Genomic DNA, 20856 nt, shown 5'->3' with positions numbered 1-20856 from the left:
GGGGGAAATCCCAAATGAAAAAAAGTTCAAAGGAGATCAATGGCAATAATTGCAAAGAGACAACTTTCAATATTAGGAAAAACAAACTATATTTCAATATTTTTTTAATACTAATTTTCACAATGGTCCTTTTTTTTGTTACCATTCAAAAAGTAGAGACTAAAAGGATTAATGTTAAGGTTGGAGATGCTGCACCGCTGGAAATTAGAGCAACTAAAGATATTGTTGATAAACAGGCTACTGAACAGCTAAAAAAGGAAGCCTCTGATAGAGTAGAACCTAGATACCGACTTAGCCCTTCGGTACAGATGACTATGAAGGCAACTATTAAAGAATTTTTTGATACGGTTAGGGAATTCCAATTAGACCAAAGTATTGGCGTAAGTAAAAAGACAGATTTATTGGTAGAAGAATCTAGGATTCTTCTTTCTAGAAATGAGTATCAAACAGCTTTAAGGATGGAATCTGATGAATTAATTAGTTTTGAAAATATCATCAACGATTTGACAAATCAAATAATGGCAGCGGGTATTAAAGAAGAAGACTTAGAATATGAAAAAGAAAATATTGAAAAGATATTTGAATCTATTGATATTAGTGACAATAAAAAAGAATTAGGAATTTCCCTTATAAATAACACCATCCAACCGAACAAATTTATGGATGAAGAAGCAACTCAACGTAGAATTGACGAGGAAGTGGAAAAGGTTGAACCGGTAATAATTAAGGAACATCAAGTAATTGTAAGGAAGGGAGATAGAATAGATAGCAATACATTGGACTTAATCAAAGAGTTGGGGCTGTTGAAAGAGAAAGAAGGGTATGATAGAAGAACTGTATTGGGGATTATTGTATTAATATTACTATTAGAGACGGTGGTTTTTGGATATATATTCTATTTTAATCCAGAAATATTGGAGGGAAATAGATTACTGATTCTATTGATAATAGTTACAGCCCTAATATTAATATCTCAAGGAATATATAATATTTCTCCTTTTATTATACCTGTATCTACGGGGGCATTGCTCATTGCCATTCTATTAGATATAAAGCTATCTTTAATTGTAAATATCTTTTTAGTTTTTATTTTGAGTTTTATTTTAAAACTTGATGATACCTTAATGACAATGTATTTAATAGGTGGGAGTGTAGGTGCGTTTTTGGTAATTAAACAACAACAGAGATACAATATTCTAATTAATGGATTATTGATAGGGATTTCTAATTTATTAACTATATTATCTTTTGGACTGATAAAAAAATTAGAATTTATGGATATATTAATAAAAGGCGGATATGGGTTTTTAAATGGAATATTTTGTGCAATTCTTACTATCGGAACTTTGCCTATTTGGGAAAATGTATTTGAAGTATTAACTCCTTTAAAATTATTAGAGTTATCTAACCCAAATCAACCTTTGTTAAAGCGATTGCTAATAGAAGCTCCAGGAACTTATCATCATAGTATAATAGTAGGAAATTTAAGCGAAAGGGCTGCAGAAGTGGTAGGGGCAGATCCTCTAATATCTAGGGTAGGGGCTTATTACCACGATATAGGGAAGCTTATTCGACCTTATTTTTTTAAGGAAAATCAATTGGGGTCGGACAACCCTCATGATAAATTGCAGCCTAATATGAGTACCCTAATAATTACCAATCATATTAAAGATGGAGTTGCATTAGGGAAGAAAAATAGATTGCCAAAGGAAATAATAGATATTATAGCTCAGCATCATGGAGATACGGTGGTTTTCTATTTCTATCATAAAGCAAAAGAAAATGAACTATCAGAAGTTAAGATAGAAGATTTTAGGTATTTAGGACCTAAACCTCAAACTAAGGAAGCAGCCATAGTTATGCTGGCAGATTCAACGGAGGCTGCTGTTAGATCTATAAAGGAACCAACGAAAAAAAATATAGAAGAGATGATAAGAAATATTATCAAAGGGAAATTGGAAGATGGCCAATTAGAGGAATGTGATTTAACTCTAAAAAACTTAAATACTATAGCCAATGCCTTTTCATCGGTTATGATGGGCATTTTCCATGAAAGGATAGAATATCCTAATTTGGATTTGGTTAAGGAAAAAGGAGATGCTTAAATTTATGGAGTTGTATATAGATGATAGACAGGATAAAGTAAAACTGGATAAAGATATATTTGAGGCGGTAGAGAATGCCATTAAGGAAACCTTATTATTAGAAGGCAAATCCTTAAACTACGAAATCAGTTTAACTTTTGTAGACAATGAAGAGATTAGGAAATTAAACAGGGAATATAGAAAAGTTGATAGGGAAACTGATGTCTTATCCTTTCCTATGGAACAGGATGAGTCTCAATTTCCAGTACCTATGCTAGGCGATATCGTAATATCTGCAGAGAAGACCTTAGAGCAATCGATAGAATATGGCCATTCCTTTGTTAGAGAAATATCCTATTTAACAGTCCATAGCATGTTACATTTACTAGGTTATGATCATATGAATGAAAATGAAAAACTCACTATGCGAAATAAAGAGAAAGAGGTAATGGAAAAACTAAAGATATTTAAAAATGGAAGGGAAGATTAGCCTTAAAATGAAATCCAGGAGTTTAATTGAAAGTTTTAATTATGCAGTATCCGGTATTATTTATACCTTGAAGACTGAAAAAAACATGAGGATCCATTTTATAATAGCTACCATAGTTATAATACTTAGCCTATTTTTTGATTTTACTAGACTGGAATTACTGATCTTGTTTTTTTCAATAGCCTTAGTGCTAATTGCAGAAATGATTAATACAGCAATAGAAAGGACTGTAGATTTAATAACAGAAGACTACCATCCATTAGCTCGTTTAGCAAAGGATATTGCTGCAGGAGGGGTGCTAATAGCTGCCCTCAATTCATTGATAGTAGGATATTTACTTTTTTTTGATAGACTCAATCCTTTAACAAATTTGGTATTGTTCAAGATAAAAAATTCTCCTATCCATTTAACATTTGTTGCATTAGCACTTGTTGTATTATTAACTATTGCTTTGAAGACCAAATATTATAAGGGAAGAGGTACTCCTTTTCAAGGAGGAACCGTAAGTGGACATGCAGCGGTTTCTTTTTGCATAGCTACTATAATAGCTTTTATAGCTAATAATATGTTAGTATCCACTCTTTCTTATCTAATGGCTATTCTGGTGGGGGAAAGCAGGATAGAGGGTAGGATACATAGTTTAATGGAAGTAATACTTGGTGGATTATTAGGTATAATAGTAGGGATACTAGTATTTCAAATAATTGGATAAAGAGGTAAGATCATGGGAAAGATGAAAATCGCTATTCTGTTTTTTATTTTATTAACCTTATTATCGTCTGGTTGTTGGAAGAAAGATGTTAAGGAAGTAGAAGATGAAATTATTAAAGAAGGAGAAAAGATAGAAGAGGAGAATATAGCAGAAGAAACTGTCCCAAAAGAGGGTATCCCTTCTCCTTTAAGCGGTCTATATGCTTCTGAGGATAAAGTTAATAGAAGGCCAGTGGCTATAATGTATGATAACCATCCCAGCGCTAGATGGCAAGCTGGATTGTCTGAAGCGGAAATAGTCTATGAATTTATGGTAGAGGCCCCATATACTAGGTATATGGCCATATTTTTAATAATGGATCCTAAATCTATAGGGCCTATTAGGTCTTCCAGGCCATATTTTGTAACAACTTTATTGGAATACGACCCTGTATATGTTAGAGTAGGTGGAAGTCAAGAAGCAAAACAGGATATAATCAATTTTAAAATTGCTGATATTGATGGACTTTCCTCTTCAAATAAAGTATTATGGAAGAACAAAGGGGTTAACAAAAAGGCACCCCATAATACCTATTCCAGTATGGAAGTTATTAGAAAAACCCAATTGGAGAAAGGTTTTAGACAAACAGGGGACTATAAAGGATTTAATTTCAATGAAGAGGATGTGGAATTAGATGGATTTTCAGCAGAGAAAATATTGATAAATTATTATAAAAACAATACAACCTTGTATTTATATAATCCTGAAGAAAAGGTCTACTATCGTGAAAAAGATGGGGTTAGTCATAGAGATGAGTTTAATAAATCCCCCATAATTGCAAAGAATATTATTATGCAAGAGACAAAGACTAGAATAATAGATAAGGAAGGGAGACTTTCCATAGATTTGGTAGGTGAAGGTAAGGGTAAATATATAACTAATGGGAAGGGCATTAATATTAAATGGATGAAGAAATCTAGAAGTAGTAAAACTTATTTCTATGATGAATCTGGGAAGGAAATTGTATTAAACCCAGGAGTGACTTGGATCCAAGTTGTAAACGTAAATCCAGACTTAATTATCCAATAGTATAATGGTATATAAGGGGTGGTTTTAATGGATAAGCAATATTTAATAAAAAAAGCTTTAGAAGCTCAAGAAAAAGCCTATGTTCCCTATTCTAATTTTAAAGTAGGTGCAGCATTATTAACAGAAGATGGAGAACTATATACGGGTTGTAATATTGAAATAGCATCCTATTCACCTACTTTATGTGCAGAAAGGACTGCTATATTTAAAGCCGTATCGGAAGGCCATAAAAAGATTAAAATCATAGCAGTTGTAGGGGATTCTGATTTTACCTATCCATGTGGTGTGTGTAGACAGGTAATTAGGGAGTTTGGTAAAGATGCCACTATCATTGTTGCTAATTCGGAAGAGGATTATCGGGAATATAAATTGGATGACCTACTACCCCATAGTTTTGGACCAGAGGATTTGGAAGAAAAGGAGCAGGAGTGATAAAATGTATAAATCCGGTTTTGTTACGGTAATAGGCAGACCAAATGTAGGCAAATCTACACTTTTAAATTATATAATTGGTGAAAAAATATCTATAATATCGGATAAGCCCCAAACTACTAGAAATAAGATTCAGTTGGTATATACTGAACCAGAATTTCAGATTGTGTTTTTAGATACACCAGGAATTCAAATGCCTAAGAATAAATTAGGGGAGTATATGTTAAAAATTTCAAGAGAGACTTTAGAAGAAGTAGATATAGTTACATTTATGGTAGATGAAAGCCTAGAGACGGGTAAATTAGATAGTTATATACTAGAAGAATTAAAGGGATTAAGGACACCAGTAATACTGCTAATAAACAAGATTGATAAGATAAGTAAAGAGGAAACAAACCAATTGATATTGAGGTATAAAGAAATGAATATGTTTGAAGAGATTATTCCCATATCTGCAATAGATGGAGAGAATATTAATGCATATATAGACTCTATTAAAGAATTGTTACCAGAGGGGCCTCAATATTTTCCAGAAGATATGATTACAGACCAACCAGAGAAGTTTATTATTTCGGAAATAATTAGGGAAAAGGCATTAGAAAACTTGCAAGAAGAAGTACCCCATGGAATTTTCGTTTCTATAGAAGAGATTAAGGAGAGAGAAGGGAAAGAATTAATAGATGTTCATGCCACCATTTATTGTGAAAGGGAATCCCATAAAGGTATAATAATTGGAAAGGGAGGAAGGATGCTCAAATCAATTGGAAAAAATGCAAGAATAGATTTAGAAAAATTATTGGGTAGTCAAGTAAATCTTCAACTCTGGGTAAAGGTTGAAAAAAATTGGAGAGAAAAGGAAGGAAAAGTAAGATATTTCGGTTATAAATAGGAAGGTAGTAATAAATATGCATACAAAAACGGAAGGAATAGTTTTAAAGGAGTTTCGGTTTAGAGAAACTAGTAAAATATTGACTATTTTTACGAGAAAACATGGGAAGATTCATGCAATGGCAAGGGGAGCTTATAGACCAAAAAGTAAACTAATAGCTAATACCCAGCCTTTTTCTTATAATGATTATTATCTTTATAAAGGCAGGAATTTTTATTATATAAACCAAGGAGATATAATAGACTCTTTCTATCCAATTAGAGAAAATATTCAAAGAATGATGTATGGTTCCTATTTGTTGGAATTAGTAGACCTATCCATAATGGAAGAAGAAGAAAATGAAAAATTATTCCTACTATTGGCTAAAGGTTTAAAGGTTTTGTCTAAATTAGATAGAGATTATTATAAATTTATACTGTCCTACGAGCTAAAATATATTTCATATTTAGGTTACAAACCTTTTTTGGAAGGCTGTGCAGTATGTGGAAGAAAAAAAATTTCAAATTTTAAATTTAGCATTAATCAAGGAGGAATTATTTGTCCCAGCTGCTCAACTATAGAACCTTATTGTGAAAATATGGATATTTCTATGTATAAAGCTATGAGAACCTTGTTGTACACACCTCTGGACAAATTATCCTCTATAAAAATTCCTAAAGATACTACGTTTAAATTGCATGAGATTATGGTAAAATACATATTAAGCAAAATAGAAAGAAATCAATTTAATTCTTTAAATATTTTAAAATCAATGAATGATAATGGAGGCGAATTAGATGGATATTTCTCTAGAAAAAGTTGATATGGTTGTGGATAGAACAGGTGTAACCTTTGCTGAAGCTAAAGAAGCTTTGGAAAAGACAGATGGAGATGTAGTAGATGCCATTGTATTGATAGAAAAGAATAGGACTTCCTGGTCAGATGATATGGCTGATAGAGGTCAGCAGATGATTGATAAGGTAAAGGAAATACTTAGAAAAGGTAATGTAACTAAAATTACCGTTAAGAAAGATGGAGAAGTACTAATGAATATTCCAATAACAGCAGCTGCTCTAGGCAGTTTAATATCTGCGCCTTTGGCTTTAATAGGATTAGGTAGTGCTATTATATCCAAATGTACAATCGAAGTTTTAAAAGAAGATGGAGAAGTAATCAATATCAATAATTTAGTTGCAAAAAATATTAATAGTAACAGAGATGATTTTGAGAACTAACAGATAAGCATATTGACAATTTTATGATTTTTTGCTAGATTATTATCTGTATAGAAAACCTGAATAAAGTATGCAATGAAGAAGAAGGAAGTCAATATATTTATGAAAGCGAACTGGGGATAGTGAAAGCCTAGTACAATGGTATTGATGAAAGGCACTTCTGAGCATATTTAAGAGAGAATACCATGAGGTATTAAATAGGGTGGAACCGCGGAAGTAACCTTTCGTCCCTATAGGGATGTAAAGGTTTTTTGTTCGTTTTTAATAAGAAAATAAGGAGGTTTAGTTATGTATTTTCAGGATTTAATGCTGAAATTACTAGAGTTTTGGGGAAGTAAAGGATGTATAATATTAGAACCTTATGATGTAGAAAAAGGTGCAGGAACCATGAGCCCTCATACATTTTTAAAAGCTTTAGGACCTGAACCATGGAGAGTAGTATATGTGGAACCATCGAGAAGACCTGCAGATGCTAGGTACGGAGAAAACCCCCATAGGGTATATCAACATCACCAGCTTCAAGTAATATTGAAACCTTCACCGGAGGATATTCAGGATATCTATTTAGATAGTTTAAAGGCTATAGGTATAGATCCATTAAAACACGACATAAGGTTTGTGGAAGATAATTGGGAAGCTCCCACATTAGGTGCCTGGGGATTAGGTTGGGAAGTATGGTTAGATGGTATGGAAATCACACAATTCACCTATTTCCAACAGGTAGGCAGTATCAATTGTCATTTAGAATCGGCAGAACTAACCTACGGGTTAGAAAGAATAGCCATGTATCTTCAAGATGTGGACGAAATATTCCATATAAAATGGAATGAGGATATTACTTATGGAGATATCTTTAAAAAACCAGAGTATGAACATTCCGTATATAGTTTTGAAAAAGCTAATATAGAAACATTAAAAAATCTATTTAATATATATGAAGAAGAAGCTAAAAACGTTATAGAAGAAGGACTAGTATTACCCAGTTATGATTATGTTTTAAAATGTTCTCATACCTTTAATGTGTTAGATGCAAGGGGAGCCATAAGTGTAACGGAAAGAACCCATTATATTAGTAGAGTTAGAAATCTTGCTAAATTGGTTGCGTCTGAATACATAGAGCAAAGAGAAAAACTAGGATATCCTCTAATAAAGGAGGGGATGTAGGATGAGCAATAAATATTTATTAGAAATAGGAGTAGAAGAACTTCCAGCAAGATTAATTAATGGTGCATTAGCTCAGCTAAAAGAAAATACAGAAAAGATGTTAAAGAATGAAAGGATTGAATATACTAACACGGAAACATACGCTACTCCTAGGAGATTGGTATTGATAATTCGTGGTTTAAGTGATAAGCAAAGTACCCTAAAGGAAAGAGTAAAGGGACCTGCAAAGAGAATCGCCTATGATGATAAAGATAATCCAACAAAGGCTTTACAAGGATTTATGCGAGGGCAAGGTATTAGTATAGAACAGATTTTTATTGATGAACATAATGGGGAAGAATATGTATATGGGAATGTGATTAAAGAGGGTAAGGATACCTTTACTGTATTGTCAAATAATATGGCAGATATAATAAAATCTATAGTTTTTCCTAAGTCAATGAAATGGGGTGGGAAAAATATAAGGTTTGCAAGGCCAATAAGATGGATAGTGTCTATATTAAACGATAGAGTACTCCCCTTTGAATTTGAAGGTATAGAGGTTGGTAATTTAACCAAGGGGCATAGATTCTTAGGAAGCAATAGGATTGTAATCAATTCAGTGGAGGAATATTTTAGTAAATTAGAAGATAATTTCGTACTGGTGGATCAAAATAAAAGATGGGAAATAATTAAATATGGCTCGGAAAGGTTAGCTAAAGAAAAGGGAGGCAATCTTCTTATAGATGAAGATTTATTAGATGAAGTAACTAATATTGTTGAGTATCCAACACCGATAATAGGAAGAATAGAGAAGGAATATTTGAGCTTACCAGAGGATGTTATAATAACACCGATGAAAGAACATCTTAGATTTTTTCCAATTGTAAACGATAAAGGTAAGCTATTGCCTTATTTTATTACAGTGAGAAATGGAAATAAAGAATATATAGAAATGGTAGTTAAAGGGAATGAAAAAGTGTTGGAAGCCAGATTAGAAGATGCAAAATTCTTTTATCATGAAGATATAAAGCAACCATTGGAAGACTATGTAGAACAATTGAAAAATATAGTATTCCAAGAAAAATTAGGTACCCTTTATGATAAAACCATAAGGATTCAAAAACTATCAAAAAAGATAGGCGATTATTTAGAGGTTGGAGAAGAAACCCAAAGAAATATGGAAAGGGCTGCCTATCTATCAAAAGCTGATTTGGTCACTAAGATGGTAGATGAGTTTACAGAATTACAAGGTAGGATGGGGATGGAATATGCAAAGCAGGCTGGGGAAAATGAAATTGTTAGTACTGCAATATATGAACAATATTTGCCAAGGTTTGCTGGCGATGAACTTCCAACAACTACAGCTGGATCCATATTGAGTATTGCAGATAAATTGGATACCATTGCAGGTTCTTTTGCCATAGGGATACAGCCAACAGGTTCCCAAGATCCTTATGGGCTTAGAAGGCAAGCTTTAGGTATTATAAATATCATTTTGGATAAACGACTAAATCTAGCCTTAGGAGAGTTAATAGATTCTGCTTTATATATATATGTAGAGGAACTAGGACTAGTATTCGACTATTCCAGCATAAAAAAGGAGATAGTAGATTTTTTCAATGGTAGAATTAAAAACATGTTTATCGATATGGGGATAAGATATGATATAATAGATGGCGTTATAAGCACGGGGATTGACAATATTTATGACCTAAAGGTAAGAGCTGATAAATTAAATCAATATCTAGAAGAAGATAGATTAACAGAGGTTTTATTTACTTTCAATCGAGTTATCAATTTGGCTGAAAAAACTACTTCTACAGAAGTAAAAAGAGATCTATTTGTTGAAGATGCGGAGGTAGAATTATATGAGGCTTTTAATGATATTGAGGAAAAAGTATTAAGTTGTCTAGATAAGAAAGAATATGATAAGGCTTTAGAACTATTTATAGGTTTAAAGGAACCAGTTGATAATTTCTTTGATCACGTAATGGTTATGGTTGATGATGAGGATTTAAGGGGAAATAGGCTAAATCTTTTGGGAAAAATATCTGAAACTATGCTCTTAATCTGCGATTTATCCAAATTAGTTAAATAAGCCCAATTCCTTGGGCTTATTTTCCAATAGCAAAGGGGTGTGATTCAAATCCAATTAAGTGAGAGACAGGAAAAAATTATCGATATTGTTAAAGCCAATGAGCCTATAACTAGTGAAAATATTGCAAAAACTTTAAAATTGACTAGGGCAACTCTTAGACCAGATTTAGCCATACTTACCATGTCAGGTATATTAGATGCAAGGCCAAAAGTAGGATATTTTTATACTGGAAAAACAACCTTTAGTTTTATTTCGGAAAAAATTCAGGGAATTAAGGTGGCAGAAAGGAAATCAATTCCCATTATAGTAGACGAACAGACAAGTATATATGATGGAATAGTGACCATATTTTTGGAGGATACCAGTACCATATTTGTCACCTCAAAGGGATATTTATCAGGAGTAGTGTCTAGGAAGGACTTTTTAAAGAATGCCATCGGAGGTCTAAATTTGACTAAAACACCCATAGCAGTAATTATGACACGGATGCCAAATATTATAGTAACAGCCCCAGAAGAAAGTGTTCTTGATGCAGCAATGAAATTAATTGAGCATGAGATAGATAGCCTACCGGTAGTAGAAGAAGTTATTCTAGATGAAGGTGACAAGGCCTATAAGGTAGTAGGTAGAATTACAAAAACTACTATTACAAGACTTTTTGTTGAGCTGGGGAATAATGAATAGGGGGTAGCTTATGGACAAGAGTATTACAATATATGTACTATCAGACTCCATTGGAGAAACTGGCGAGCAAGTGGCTAGAGCAGCAGTAAGCCAATTTAATCCAGAGAAATATGAAGTGAGAAGATTTCCGTATATTACAGTAGAAGAACAAATCAGAGAAGTATTTGAAGAAGCAAAAGAGGAAAGAAGTATAGTTATTTATACCATAGTAATAGAAAAATTAAGGAATTTTGTTATTAAAATGGGCAAAGAATATAATATTCCTGTAATTGACTTGATGACACCAACCTTAGATGCCCTGGAAGAAGTATTAGGATATGAACCAAAAAGGGAGTCAGGGCTTATAAGAAAATTAGATGAAAAATATTTTAGAAAAGTTGAAGCTGTAGAATTTGCAGTAAAGTATGATGATGGAAAAGATACAAGAGGAATAAAAAAAGCTGATATAGTATTGGTAGGGGTGTCCAGAACTTCTAAAACACCTTTGAGTATGTATTTAGCTCACAAACATTTTAAGGTAGCAAATGTACCCTTAGTTCCGGAAGTACCTGCACCAAACGAATTGTTTGAAAAGGATGTAAAGCGGGTATTTGGACTTATTGCTAACCCGTTTAAACTAAATGAAATAAGGCAAGAAAGATTAAAATCATTAGGATTAAATAATAATGCCAATTACGCAAGTATAGAAAGAATAAACTTAGAACTTGAATATTCTAAGAAAATAATGGAAAAACTTAATTGTACAGTAATAGATGTATCTAACAAAGCGGTAGAAGAAACTGCAGGAATAGTAATAGATTATATGAAGAAGAATTTTGGAGAAGAAATGATAGATTAGAAGTGTTGTATATGCAACACTTCTTTTGCTTCCATATATTTAGAATAAAAATCTAAAAAAACTTTCAAAATTTTGAAGGATTATAGGAACTTATGTTGTATATATATATCAATACTATTTTTATTTAAAATGGGGTATATAATATGTGTATAAGAGTTCAAATTGAAGATCTTGAAAAAAATACTTTATCCCAATATGCAGCTTTGAGTAAAAACACTAAAGGAAGGGTTATTGAAGAAGAAAGTTGTAATGTAAGGACTGACTATCAAAGAGATAGGGATAGAATAATCCATTCAAAATCCTTTAGAAGGCTAAAACACAAAACCCAAGTTTTTATAGCGCCAGAAGGTGACCATTATAGGACACGATTGACTCACACCTTAGAGGTTGCTCAGATATCAAGAACTTTAGCAAGAGCGTTAAGACTAAACGAAGATTTAGTTGAAGCTATAGCTTTAGGTCACGATCTAGGTCATACTCCCTTTGGACACACAGGGGAAAATATATTAAATGAATTACATCCCAATGGATTTAATCATAATAGACAGAGTTTAAAGGTAGTAGACCGTCTAGAACATACTGAGTCAAGAAAAGGATTGAATTTAACCTATGAAGTGAGGGATGGAATTCTAAAACATACAGGTAAAGAAAAGCCTGAGACCTTAGAGGGGCATATTGTGAGGATAGCGGATAGGATTGCCTATATTAACCATGATATTGATGATGCTATAAGGGCTAATATAATAAAAAGGGAAGAACTACCAAGAGACTGTATTAAAAGGTTAGGAAAATACCATGGGGAAAGAATAAATTCTATGATTGTAGATGTGATAAAGAATAGTATGGGCATAGGCCATATAGCCATGAGTGAAGAAATAGATTATTATACGGAAAAATTAAGGGATTTTATGTTTGAAAGGGTATATTTAAACAAGGCTGCAAAAAGCGAAGAGAATAAGGCTAAATATATTATTGAACAATTATACTTTCATTATATAAATAATTTCAATAAATTACCCATAGAACATATTAAATTATATGATAAATATGAATTAAAAGAGGATATAATATGCGATTATATAGCAGGCATGACTGATAGATACGCAGTAAATCTGTTTAAAGAACTATTTATGCCAAAATCTTGGGGAAAATTTTAATAAAAGAAGGATTTTCTAATTTTTTGTCGAATACTATAAAGTATTCTCTTATATTTATTAAGAGAAAAACAAGGTGGTAGTTTATGACATATAAAATTAACGATGAATTGATTGAAAAAATTCATGATAGTAGTGACCTGGTTGATATAGTATCTAGATATGTACGTTTAAAAAAGACTGGGGGTAACTACGTAGGGTTATGCCCTTTCCATAGTGAGAAAACTCCTTCTTTTACCGTTTCAGAATCTAAACAGTTATTCCATTGTTTTGGATGCGGTGAAGGCGGAGATTTAATAAACTTTGTTATGAAGATAGAGAATTTATCATTTATAGATGCAGTTAAATTTTTGGCGGATTTACAAGGAATACCTTTGGAAGAGAACAAAATTGACTATAAATTAAAATTAGAAAAAGATATTTTATATGCAATAAATAAAGATGCTGCGAGGTTTTATTATTATAATTTGAATAATAACAAAAGACCTTTAAGATATTTACAAAATAGAAATATTGATAAAAATATAATAAACAAATTTGGTTTAGGGTATGCTCCAGATAGATGGGAAAGTGTAAATAACTATTTAATTGAGAAGGGTTATAAGGAAGTAGATATAGAAAAGGCTGGTTTAATAGGAAGAAGAAAGGACAATACTGGTTATTATGATAGGTTTAGAAATAGAATAATATTTCCAATAATAGATTTTAAAGGTAGAGTAATTGGTTTTGGAGGTAGAGTGCTAGATAATTCTATGCCAAAATATTTAAATTCCAGGGATACTTTAATATTTTCAAAAGGCAATAATTTATATGGACTAAATTTGATAAAAAAGCATTCAGATGATGAAAAACTGATATTAGTAGAAGGTTATATGGATGTTATATCTTTATATAAAAATGGGATTAACTATGCCGTAGCGAGTCTTGGAACTGCATTTACTCATAACCAGGCTAAACTACTGAAGAGATATAAGAGAGAAATCTATATATGCTATGACTCAGATAGAGCAGGAATAAGTGCAACAATAAAAGCATTAAATATATTAGGAAAAGAAGGAATAGAACCTAAGATAATAGTATTACCAATAGGACAAGACCCAGATGACTTTATAAACGAGAATGGGCTAGAAGAGTTTAATAATCTCATAGATAGGGCACTAAACCATATAGATTATAAAATATTTATAAATAAACAAAAATATAATCTAAATAATACAGAGGATAAGATTAAATTTACTAAAGAAATATCAAAAATTCTAAGAGATTTAAAAAGCCCTATTGAAAAGGAAGTATATATAGATAAGGTATCTAGAGAAACAGGAGTATCGAAAGAAGCAATCCAAAAGGAAGTATCAGGTAGGGATTATAAAGGCAACACAAGTTTTTACAAGGACAAGTATATAAATGGCAGAAATAGGTATAATAAGAATAAAATAATGCCAATTAAGACTGTATTAGAACCAGCCCACTTAACTGCAGAAAAAACTTTAATAAGATTAATGATTAAAAACAAAGAATATTATAATGTGATAAGAAGCTATCTAGGTAGAGAAGACTTTTTGAATTATGAGCATAATATTTTAGCAAATATAATATTTAAAGAATATGAGACTAATTCAGATTTGACAGAATTGGCACCTAAACTTATAATAGATAAGCTGGGCAAAGAGGAGAATTTAGATTATAATTTGATATATGAAATAATGGATATAGATGTGGATTTTCTACCTGATAACAAGCATAAATTGATAGAAGATCTAATTAAAAGAATAGAGTATTCTAAATTAGAAATGACGAGAAAAGAGATTTTAAAAGAGATTCAAGAAATTGAATCTAAGAAAAGAAAAGATGAAGGAGATGTGGAAAAATTTAAATCATTATGTTTAGAATTAACAAAATTAGACAAGAAGTTAAAATCACATATATAAAGACTAGGAAGGGAGGGAGCTGCATTGGACCAAAAAAATAAAGAAGGGGAAAAAATAGGAAAAGAAAAATTATTGGCTATAAAAAACCTGATAAATAAGGGCAAGAAAAATGGCATGTTAACATATAAAGAAATAATGGATGCACTAGAGGAAATTGATTTGGATGCAGATCAAATTGATGATATCTATTTAAGATTGGAAGATATGGGAATAGATATCGTAGGAGAAAAAGAGGAAGATATGCTCCTTGAAACCGATGAAGAAGGAGAATCAGAGGAGATAGAAATTAAGGAGGAAGATATTTCAGTACCTAAAGGAATAAATGTAGATGACCCTGTTAGGATGTATCTAAAAGAAATAGGGAAAATCCCCTTGTTAACAGCTGAAGAGGAAGTAGAGTTAGCCCAACGAATGGAAGCAGGTGATGAAATAGCCAAGAAGAAATTAGCAGAAGCGAACTTAAGATTGGTAGTAAGTATAGCAAAAAGGTATGTAGGTCGAGGCATGCTCTTTTTGGACTTAATCCAGGAAGGAAATCTAGGCTTGATGAAAGCAGTTGAAAAATTTGATTATGAAAAAGGTTTTAAATTTAGCACCTATGCTACTTGGTGGATACGTCAAGCTATAACTAGAGCTATAGCTGATCAAGCAAGGACTATCCGAATACCAGTCCATATGGTGGAAACTATAAATAAACTAGTAAGAGTACAGAGACAGCTAGTACAAGAGTTAGGTAGGGATCCGACTCCTGAGGAAATTGCTAAGGAGATGAATATGGAAGTGGAAAAAGTAAGGGAGATTATGAAAATCGCTCAAGAGCCAGTGTCTTTAGAAACTCCAATTGGTGAAGAAGAAGACAGTCATCTTGGTGATTTCATAGAAGATGATAATGCATTGGCACCTGCAGATGCAGCTACCTATATTATGTTAAGAGAGCAATTGATAGATGTGCTAGATACCCTTACCCCTAGGGAGCAAAAAGTACTCCGATTAAGATTTGGCTTAGATGATGGTAGGGCACGAACCTTGGAAGAAGTAGGCAAGGAATTTGATGTTACAAGGGAAAGGATTAGGCAGATAGAGGCAAAGGCTTTAAGAAAGTTAAGACATCCAAGTAGAAGTAAGAAATTAAAAGATTTCCTGGAATAGATTAAAGATTCGCAAAAGGCGAATCTTTAATTATAAAAAAGATCTCTATTGAAGTATTAGGGGAGCCTTTTTTGAAACTCATTTAGGTTAAGTTCTTTTAAATTATAATAAACAAGTGAGAACTTTCCTATTCGCTATAAAAATAAATGAAAGGAATAAAGGAATGAAATTATCTAGTAGACTACAAGCTATTGCGGATTTTGTTCCTCGAAACACTATAGTAGGAGATGTAGGAACAGATCATGGATATATACCTGTATATTTAATAGAAAAGGGAATAGCGAAAAAAGTAATTGCAACAGATCTTAGTCAAAGTTCTTTAGAAAAGATAAAGCAATTTGTTGAAGAAAGAAAAATGGAAAACTATATAGAGATTAGACTGGGGGATGGATTGAAAGTATTGAAACCCTTTGAAATAGATACATTAGTAATAGCTGGCATGGGAGGTCTTCTTATCAGAGATATACTGGACAAGGATAGGGGAAAAAGAGACTCTATAACCAATTTTATATTGCAGCCTAATATTGCTACTAAAGAATTAAGGAAATATCTATATGAGAATAATTTTGAAATAATAGATGAGAAACTGGTAAAAGAAGATAATAAATTTTATGAGATAATATATGCTAAAAAGGGAAAATCCCATGTAGAGGACTATATCTATTATGAGATAGGAGAAAAATTGATTGTAAAGGATGGCCTAATACTGAAAGAATTCCTGGAAGATAAAATCAAAATAATTAAAAAAATATTACAGGAATTAGAGGGTAAAAAGACAGAACGAAGTGAGGAAAGACGAAAAGAGCTAATGGAAAAAATTGAGGAGTTAAAGGTGGTGTTAAAGAAGATTGAAGGCGATAGAGATAATTAAGTTGCTAGACCAATGGGCTTCACCAAATTTAATTGATGAATGGGATAATACGGGGTTTCAAATAGGGGATCCGGAAAAGGAAGTTTCAAAAGTACTAATATCCCTAGATCTAGATAGAAAGGTATTTGAAAAGGCAGTAGATGAAAATGTTCAGATGATTATTACCCATCATCCCATAATATTTAAACCCTTAAAGAGGATTGCAAAATTGTCTTATAAAGAGAAATTAGTCTATGACCTCATAAGGGAAGATATAGTAGTATATAATGCCCATACAAATTTAGACTTAGCAATTGACGGTGTAAATGATGCTTTAGCAAATATATTGGAAATAAAAAATACTGAACCCATTAAGATTATTTTTGAGGAATCCCTATATAAACTGGTAGTTTTTGTTCCCAGAGATCATGCTAATACCATTAGAAAAGTTCTAGGTGAAGCAGGTGCAGGATGGATTGGAAATTATAGCCATTGTACTTATAATATAGAAGGGATCGGTACTTTTATGCCCCTTGAAGGCACTAATCCATTTATAGGTGAAGCCTATGTATTAGAGGAAGTTGAAGAAACTAGAATAGAAGCTATAGTTGAAGAAAAAAAACTAAGCCGAGTGGTAGACGAGATGATAAAGCATCATCCCTATGAGGAAGTAGCCTACGATATATATCCGTTAAAGAATAAGGGTAAGGTCTATGGATATGGTAGGATAGGGGAAGTCAAAGAAAGACCATTATTTAATTATTTGGATATTATTAAAGAAAGCTTGAAGGTAAATAAGATTATTGTTTATGGCAATCAGATCAAAACCATTAGAAAGGTAGCGGTATGCGGTGGAAGCGGTTCATCCTTTATTCATGATGCTTATAGAAAGGGAGCAGATATATTTATTACAGGAGATGTAAAATATCATGAAGCCCAGTATGCCAATGAACTAGGATTGACTATAATAGATGCTAGTCATTACCATACAGAAAAAGTAGTATTGCCAGTTATAAGGGATTATTTAGAAGTTAATTTAGGAGAAAATACTGAAATTATCATATATGATGAAAGCAGTCCGCCTTATGTAGTATATTAAACTATATGGAGGTAATTAAATGGGAGAAATAGAAGGTTTATGGGAACTGCAAAAACACACTAATATTTTAAAGGATATTAGTAAAAATCTTAAAGAAATTGGCAATGGGAATAGAATAAAAGCTTTGGGTTTTAAACTAGAGGAAACAGAAAAAAGATTATTAGATTTAGAAAATAAAATAGAAGAAAGGGAGAATAGATTAAATAAAGGAAATCTTATTTTAAAGGAATACGATAGTAAATTACAGGAAATCGAGAAAAGCTTGTATGAAGGAAATATTTCAGATTTGAAACAATTGACATTCTTAAACCAAGAAAGGGAAAATATAACAAAAAAAATTGAAGAAAAAGAGATGGAAATTTTGAATTTGCTAGAGGAGATGGAAGAACTAAAAAAAGAGTTCATCCTGATTAAAGAAGATTTTCAGGCGTTAAGAAAAGAATATAAGAAGGTAGTAAATGAATACAAATCTTTTATGGAAGAATTAAAACGGGAAGCAGTTGATGAAAAGAAGAAGATGGAAGAAATATCTTCTTCAATAGATAAGGAGCTTTTAAAAAAGTATAATGAGTTAAGAAAAAATAGGGGAAGGGCTGTAGTGGAGGTTATAGATAATAGGTGCAGCGGATGCAATATGGTTCTGCCCGCCATAACCTTAGATAGGTTGAAAAATAATAATTTAGTTTTATATTGTGAAAATTGTGATAGAATGCTCTATCTAAATAAATAGCTCAACCTTACCATAAAGTAACAAAACTGGAATATATTCCACTTGAAGATAATTCTAATTTATGATATATTATTGTTATTAAATAATTGAAAATGGGATGAGTAAATCGGATGATCGCGTGCTTTTGCATGAGGAAAGTCCGTGCTCCATAGGGCAGGATGCTGGATAACGTCCAGTGGGGGCGACCCTAAGGATAGTGCAACAGAAAGATACCGCCTAATTTAATATTAGGTAAGGGTGGAAAGGTGAGGTAAGAGCTCACCAGCGGTTAGGTGACTAACTGGCTCTGTAAACCCCATCTGGAGCAAGACCAAGAAGGGACTGAAAAAGGTGGTAGCCCGCCGCCGTCCCAATGGTAGGTCGCAGGAACCTATTGGTAACAATAGGTCATAGATAGATGATCATCTAAGACAGAACACGGCTTATAGATTTACTCTTCAAAAAAGGCATAGAAAACACCCGATTATTTCGGGTGTTTTTGCTTTTTACACCGAAATGTTCTCAAAGGTTTATTTTACAATATTTATCTTACTTATATATTATTATATACTTATGAAAAAAGATAGCCCCAAATTGAAAATAACTAAGTTCTGTGCTACTATAAAGATAGATATTTTTATGGAGGATATTACCAATGGAGAAAATGACAATACAAAAAGCAATAGAAAGATATATTAATAATATGGAAAGAACAGGTAAAGGTAAAAATACTATTACAGCCTATAAAACAGATTATAATATCTTTAAAAAGTATATGGAAGAGGAAGCGGGAATTGAATACATAGAAGTTGTAGATGAAGATAATTTATTGGACTATAGAGATTACTTATATGATGTAAAAGGATATAAAATAGCAACAGTAAACAGAAAACTAAATGCTCTTAAAAGTCTCTTTACATATCTAGAAAACCTTAGAATAATAAGTGTAAATTATATGAAAGTTATTCCAACAACTAGGCCATTTGCAGATAGGGAGAAAGTAGAGATATTGGAACCTGATGAGTTAGATAAGATACTATCAATGCCATTTGAACTTAAGGATGAAAATTGGAAACGTAGTGCAGCAATATTATACATTCTTGCCTTCCTAGGACTTAGAAGAGAAGAAGTATTAAATTTAAAAGTTAAAGATTTCGATATGACAAACAAAACCCTATATGTTAGACGTAGTAAAACAAAAGTACACGATGTACTTCCCCTTGATGATAGGGTTTATATATCATTAATGAATTATCTAAAGGAAAGAGATTCATTGGAGCCTGATGATTACCTATTTAAAGGCGATAGAGGTAAAAAGGTAAGCGATACTGCTTTTAGTAAAATGGTAAAAAAATATGCAAATGCAAGTGGAATAGACAAAGATATTACTGCATATAACTTTAGGCATACCTTTATTACCAATCTAGTAGAAGAAGGATTAAGCCAAGCAGACATAATGAAGTGGACAGGCCATAAAGACATAAGGGTCTTAGATGTATATACACAAGGAACACCAACCATAAAAAATAGAGTAATGGAACATAGTTTTAAAACCCATAATAAAAATAAAATTAATAAATTGATAAACGACCTAGATAAAAAATAGGTCGTTATTTTTTTGTAAAAATTAAAACAAAAAAGCCATGTAGCCTTGTAGATGACTGGATTCTGCGTTATAATGTATTTACAAACAAGGTGATAATAGTATAAAAGCAGGGAGGATATACCATGGATCTTCAATCAATCTTAGAAGGAATTTCAAGTAGTAAGTTACCAATAGATAATATAGAAATTGTAAGAGTTAATTTAATTACTGGTCCAACTTGGGAGCAAAAAAATGATCAGTATAGACAAATTCATAAAGAGGTAATAGATTTATCTGAAAAACTAGATAATCTGATAAATCAGATAGATTTTGAAAATATTATTCAGAATCCTCCTTTTTAAAATAAAATAAGTTTCTTAAGTTTCTCTCTTTTGTTCATTTGTAACAAACTCCTTTCTTATCTTAGTGTTTTTTGCAAAGCCTCCCGTTTACATGGGAGGTATTTTCTTTATGAAAAGGTGGTGAAATTATGTTAACCTTAAATCAAAGAGTTTCAGTAGTCTTGGTTTTTATTATTACAAATATCTTACTAGGTTTAGCATCTTTTATGCCCTTCAAAATTTTATCTGAAGAAATAGATATATCCATAGGGTTACTACTATTAACTTTCAATCTTTTTATGAGTAAAAAGTTTGCAATTGACTATGCGAATATAATTTTCAGGTCAAATATTAATAAGAAGAGAAGCAAAACTGGAGGGTAATTA

Annotated in this window: 21 protein-coding genes, 1 other RNA gene and 1 other annotated feature; all 22 genes read left to right on the top strand. The window is 31.9% G+C overall.

Annotated elements, in window-relative coordinates:
• Positions 1-14 precede the first annotated feature (14 nt).
• Positions 15-2105, top strand: a complete 2091-nt coding sequence (locus tag CUL_RS0109950; protein WP_025641482.1) for an HD family phosphohydrolase — start codon at positions 15-17, stop codon at positions 2103-2105.
• A 4-nt stretch (positions 2106-2109) separates the two neighbouring features.
• Positions 2110-2574 carry an rRNA maturation RNase YbeY gene (ybeY, locus tag CUL_RS0109945; protein WP_025641481.1) on the top strand — a complete coding sequence of 155 codons (465 nt, stop codon included), beginning with the start codon at positions 2110-2112 and terminating at the stop codon, positions 2572-2574.
• 7 nt (positions 2575-2581) lie between these two features.
• A complete protein-coding gene (locus tag CUL_RS0109940) occupies positions 2582-3286 on the top strand; it encodes a diacylglycerol kinase (protein WP_025641479.1) in 705 nt (234 codons plus the stop codon).
• A gap of 12 nt (positions 3287-3298) precedes the next feature.
• Positions 3299-4354 (top strand): DUF3048 domain-containing protein, encoded by a 1056-nt coding sequence (locus tag CUL_RS0109935; RefSeq protein WP_005587668.1) that lies wholly within the window; start codon positions 3299-3301, stop codon positions 4352-4354.
• A gap of 27 nt (positions 4355-4381) precedes the next feature.
• A complete protein-coding gene (locus tag CUL_RS0109930) occupies positions 4382-4786 on the top strand; it encodes a cytidine deaminase (RefSeq protein ID WP_005587667.1) in 405 nt (134 codons plus the stop codon).
• A 4-nt stretch (positions 4787-4790) separates the two neighbouring features.
• Positions 4791-5675, top strand: coding sequence for a GTPase Era (gene era, locus CUL_RS0109925; protein ID WP_025641476.1), 885 nt, complete (start codon positions 4791-4793; stop codon positions 5673-5675).
• Between the two features lie 16 nt (positions 5676-5691).
• The gene (gene recO, locus CUL_RS0109920; protein WP_005587664.1) at positions 5692-6477 is read left to right on the top strand and encodes a DNA repair protein RecO; all 786 of its coding nucleotides are present in this window, start codon (positions 5692-5694) and stop codon (positions 6475-6477) included.
• On the top strand, positions 6452-6889 hold the full coding sequence (locus CUL_RS0109915) for a DUF4342 domain-containing protein (RefSeq protein ID WP_005587663.1): 438 nt from the start codon (positions 6452-6454) through the stop codon (positions 6887-6889). The genes recO and CUL_RS0109915 overlap by 26 nt, the downstream gene beginning before the upstream one ends.
• 66 nt (positions 6890-6955) lie before the next feature.
• Positions 6956-7124: a binding site (T-box leader), on the top strand.
• A 53-nt stretch (positions 7125-7177) separates the two neighbouring features.
• The gene (gene glyQ, locus CUL_RS0109910; RefSeq protein ID WP_025641473.1) at positions 7178-8053 is read left to right on the top strand and encodes a glycine--tRNA ligase subunit alpha; all 876 of its coding nucleotides are present in this window, start codon (positions 7178-7180) and stop codon (positions 8051-8053) included.
• A 1-nt stretch (position 8054) separates the two neighbouring features.
• The gene (gene glyS / locus CUL_RS0109905) at positions 8055-10133 is read left to right on the top strand and encodes a glycine--tRNA ligase subunit beta (RefSeq protein WP_025641471.1); all 2079 of its coding nucleotides are present in this window, start codon (positions 8055-8057) and stop codon (positions 10131-10133) included.
• A gap of 39 nt (positions 10134-10172) precedes the next feature.
• Entirely contained in the window at positions 10173-10817 is a 645-nt protein-coding gene (locus CUL_RS0109900; RefSeq protein ID WP_005587661.1) for a transcriptional regulator CcpN, read from the top strand.
• A gap of 10 nt (positions 10818-10827) precedes the next feature.
• Positions 10828-11655, top strand: coding sequence for a pyruvate, water dikinase regulatory protein (locus CUL_RS0109895; RefSeq protein ID WP_005587660.1), 828 nt, complete (start codon positions 10828-10830; stop codon positions 11653-11655).
• A gap of 143 nt (positions 11656-11798) precedes the next feature.
• Positions 11799-12812 (top strand): deoxyguanosinetriphosphate triphosphohydrolase, encoded by a 1014-nt coding sequence (locus tag CUL_RS0109890; protein ID WP_025641468.1) that lies wholly within the window; start codon positions 11799-11801, stop codon positions 12810-12812.
• A gap of 83 nt (positions 12813-12895) precedes the next feature.
• Complete coding sequence (gene dnaG, locus CUL_RS0109885) at positions 12896-14737, top strand: DNA primase (protein WP_035143048.1); 1842 nt, start codon at positions 12896-12898, stop codon at positions 14735-14737.
• A 54-nt stretch (positions 14738-14791) separates the two neighbouring features.
• A complete protein-coding gene (rpoD, locus tag CUL_RS0109880; protein WP_025641465.1) occupies positions 14792-15886 on the top strand; it encodes an RNA polymerase sigma factor RpoD in 1095 nt (364 codons plus the stop codon).
• 163 nt (positions 15887-16049) lie between these two features.
• Positions 16050-16757 carry a tRNA (adenine(22)-N(1))-methyltransferase gene (locus CUL_RS0109875; protein ID WP_025641463.1) on the top strand — a complete coding sequence of 236 codons (708 nt, stop codon included), beginning with the start codon at positions 16050-16052 and terminating at the stop codon, positions 16755-16757.
• Complete coding sequence (locus CUL_RS0109870; protein ID WP_005587653.1) at positions 16735-17835, top strand: Nif3-like dinuclear metal center hexameric protein; 1101 nt, start codon at positions 16735-16737, stop codon at positions 17833-17835. The genes CUL_RS0109875 and CUL_RS0109870 overlap by 23 nt, the downstream gene beginning before the upstream one ends.
• A gap of 19 nt (positions 17836-17854) precedes the next feature.
• Positions 17855-18565, top strand: a complete 711-nt coding sequence (locus tag CUL_RS0109865) for a zinc ribbon domain-containing protein (protein ID WP_025641460.1) — start codon at positions 17855-17857, stop codon at positions 18563-18565.
• 98 nt (positions 18566-18663) lie between these two features.
• Positions 18664-19006: RNase P RNA component class A (gene rnpB / locus CUL_RS18075), an RNA gene on the top strand.
• Positions 19007-19199: 193 nt separating this feature from the next.
• Positions 19200-20150, top strand: coding sequence for a tyrosine-type recombinase/integrase (locus CUL_RS0109855; RefSeq protein WP_025641456.1), 951 nt, complete (start codon positions 19200-19202; stop codon positions 20148-20150).
• Between the two features lie 122 nt (positions 20151-20272).
• The gene (locus CUL_RS0109850) at positions 20273-20491 is read left to right on the top strand and encodes a Spo0E family sporulation regulatory protein-aspartic acid phosphatase (protein WP_025641454.1); all 219 of its coding nucleotides are present in this window, start codon (positions 20273-20275) and stop codon (positions 20489-20491) included.
• Positions 20492-20619: 128 nt separating this feature from the next.
• Complete coding sequence (locus CUL_RS0109845; protein WP_025641452.1) at positions 20620-20853, top strand: hypothetical protein; 234 nt, start codon at positions 20620-20622, stop codon at positions 20851-20853.
• Positions 20854-20856: the final 3 nt, after the last annotated feature.

This window comes from [Clostridium] ultunense DSM 10521 (genome assembly GCF_000511955.1).
GTDB classification, from domain to species: domain Bacteria; phylum Bacillota; class Clostridia; order Tissierellales; family Tepidimicrobiaceae; genus Schnuerera; species Schnuerera ultunensis.
Note: the sequence above shows the minus strand (reverse complement) of the source record. Positions and strands in the feature narration are given on the sequence as shown.

What these genes read in the sequence shown, in the direction of transcription:
- CUL_RS0109950 (WP_025641482.1), top strand. Translation starts at nt 15, where the DNA reads ATGAAAAAAAGTTCAAAGGAGATCAATGGCAATAATTGCAAAGAGACA.
- ybeY (WP_025641481.1), top strand. Translation starts at nt 2,110, where the DNA reads ATGGAGTTGTATATAGATGATAGACAGGATAAAGTAAAACTGGATAAA.
- CUL_RS0109940 (WP_025641479.1), top strand. Translation starts at nt 2,582, where the DNA reads ATGAAATCCAGGAGTTTAATTGAAAGTTTTAATTATGCAGTATCCGGT.
- CUL_RS0109935 (WP_005587668.1), top strand. Translation starts at nt 3,299, where the DNA reads ATGGGAAAGATGAAAATCGCTATTCTGTTTTTTATTTTATTAACCTTA.
- CUL_RS0109930 (WP_005587667.1), top strand. Translation starts at nt 4,382, where the DNA reads ATGGATAAGCAATATTTAATAAAAAAAGCTTTAGAAGCTCAAGAAAAA.
- era (WP_025641476.1), top strand. Translation starts at nt 4,791, where the DNA reads ATGTATAAATCCGGTTTTGTTACGGTAATAGGCAGACCAAATGTAGGC.
- recO (WP_005587664.1), top strand. Translation starts at nt 5,692, where the DNA reads ATGCATACAAAAACGGAAGGAATAGTTTTAAAGGAGTTTCGGTTTAGA.
- CUL_RS0109915 (WP_005587663.1), top strand. Translation starts at nt 6,452, where the DNA reads ATGGATATTTCTCTAGAAAAAGTTGATATGGTTGTGGATAGAACAGGT.
- glyQ (WP_025641473.1), top strand. Translation starts at nt 7,178, where the DNA reads ATGTATTTTCAGGATTTAATGCTGAAATTACTAGAGTTTTGGGGAAGT.
- glyS (WP_025641471.1), top strand. Translation starts at nt 8,055, where the DNA reads ATGAGCAATAAATATTTATTAGAAATAGGAGTAGAAGAACTTCCAGCA.
- CUL_RS0109895 (WP_005587660.1), top strand. Translation starts at nt 10,828, where the DNA reads ATGGACAAGAGTATTACAATATATGTACTATCAGACTCCATTGGAGAA.
- CUL_RS0109890 (WP_025641468.1), top strand. Translation starts at nt 11,799, where the DNA reads ATGTGTATAAGAGTTCAAATTGAAGATCTTGAAAAAAATACTTTATCC.
- dnaG (WP_035143048.1), top strand. Translation starts at nt 12,896, where the DNA reads ATGACATATAAAATTAACGATGAATTGATTGAAAAAATTCATGATAGT.
- CUL_RS0109875 (WP_025641463.1), top strand. Translation starts at nt 16,050, where the DNA reads ATGAAATTATCTAGTAGACTACAAGCTATTGCGGATTTTGTTCCTCGA.
- CUL_RS0109865 (WP_025641460.1), top strand. Translation starts at nt 17,855, where the DNA reads ATGGGAGAAATAGAAGGTTTATGGGAACTGCAAAAACACACTAATATT.
- CUL_RS0109855 (WP_025641456.1), top strand. Translation starts at nt 19,200, where the DNA reads ATGGAGAAAATGACAATACAAAAAGCAATAGAAAGATATATTAATAAT.
- CUL_RS0109850 (WP_025641454.1), top strand. Translation starts at nt 20,273, where the DNA reads ATGGATCTTCAATCAATCTTAGAAGGAATTTCAAGTAGTAAGTTACCA.
- CUL_RS0109845 (WP_025641452.1), top strand. Translation starts at nt 20,620, where the DNA reads ATGTTAACCTTAAATCAAAGAGTTTCAGTAGTCTTGGTTTTTATTATT.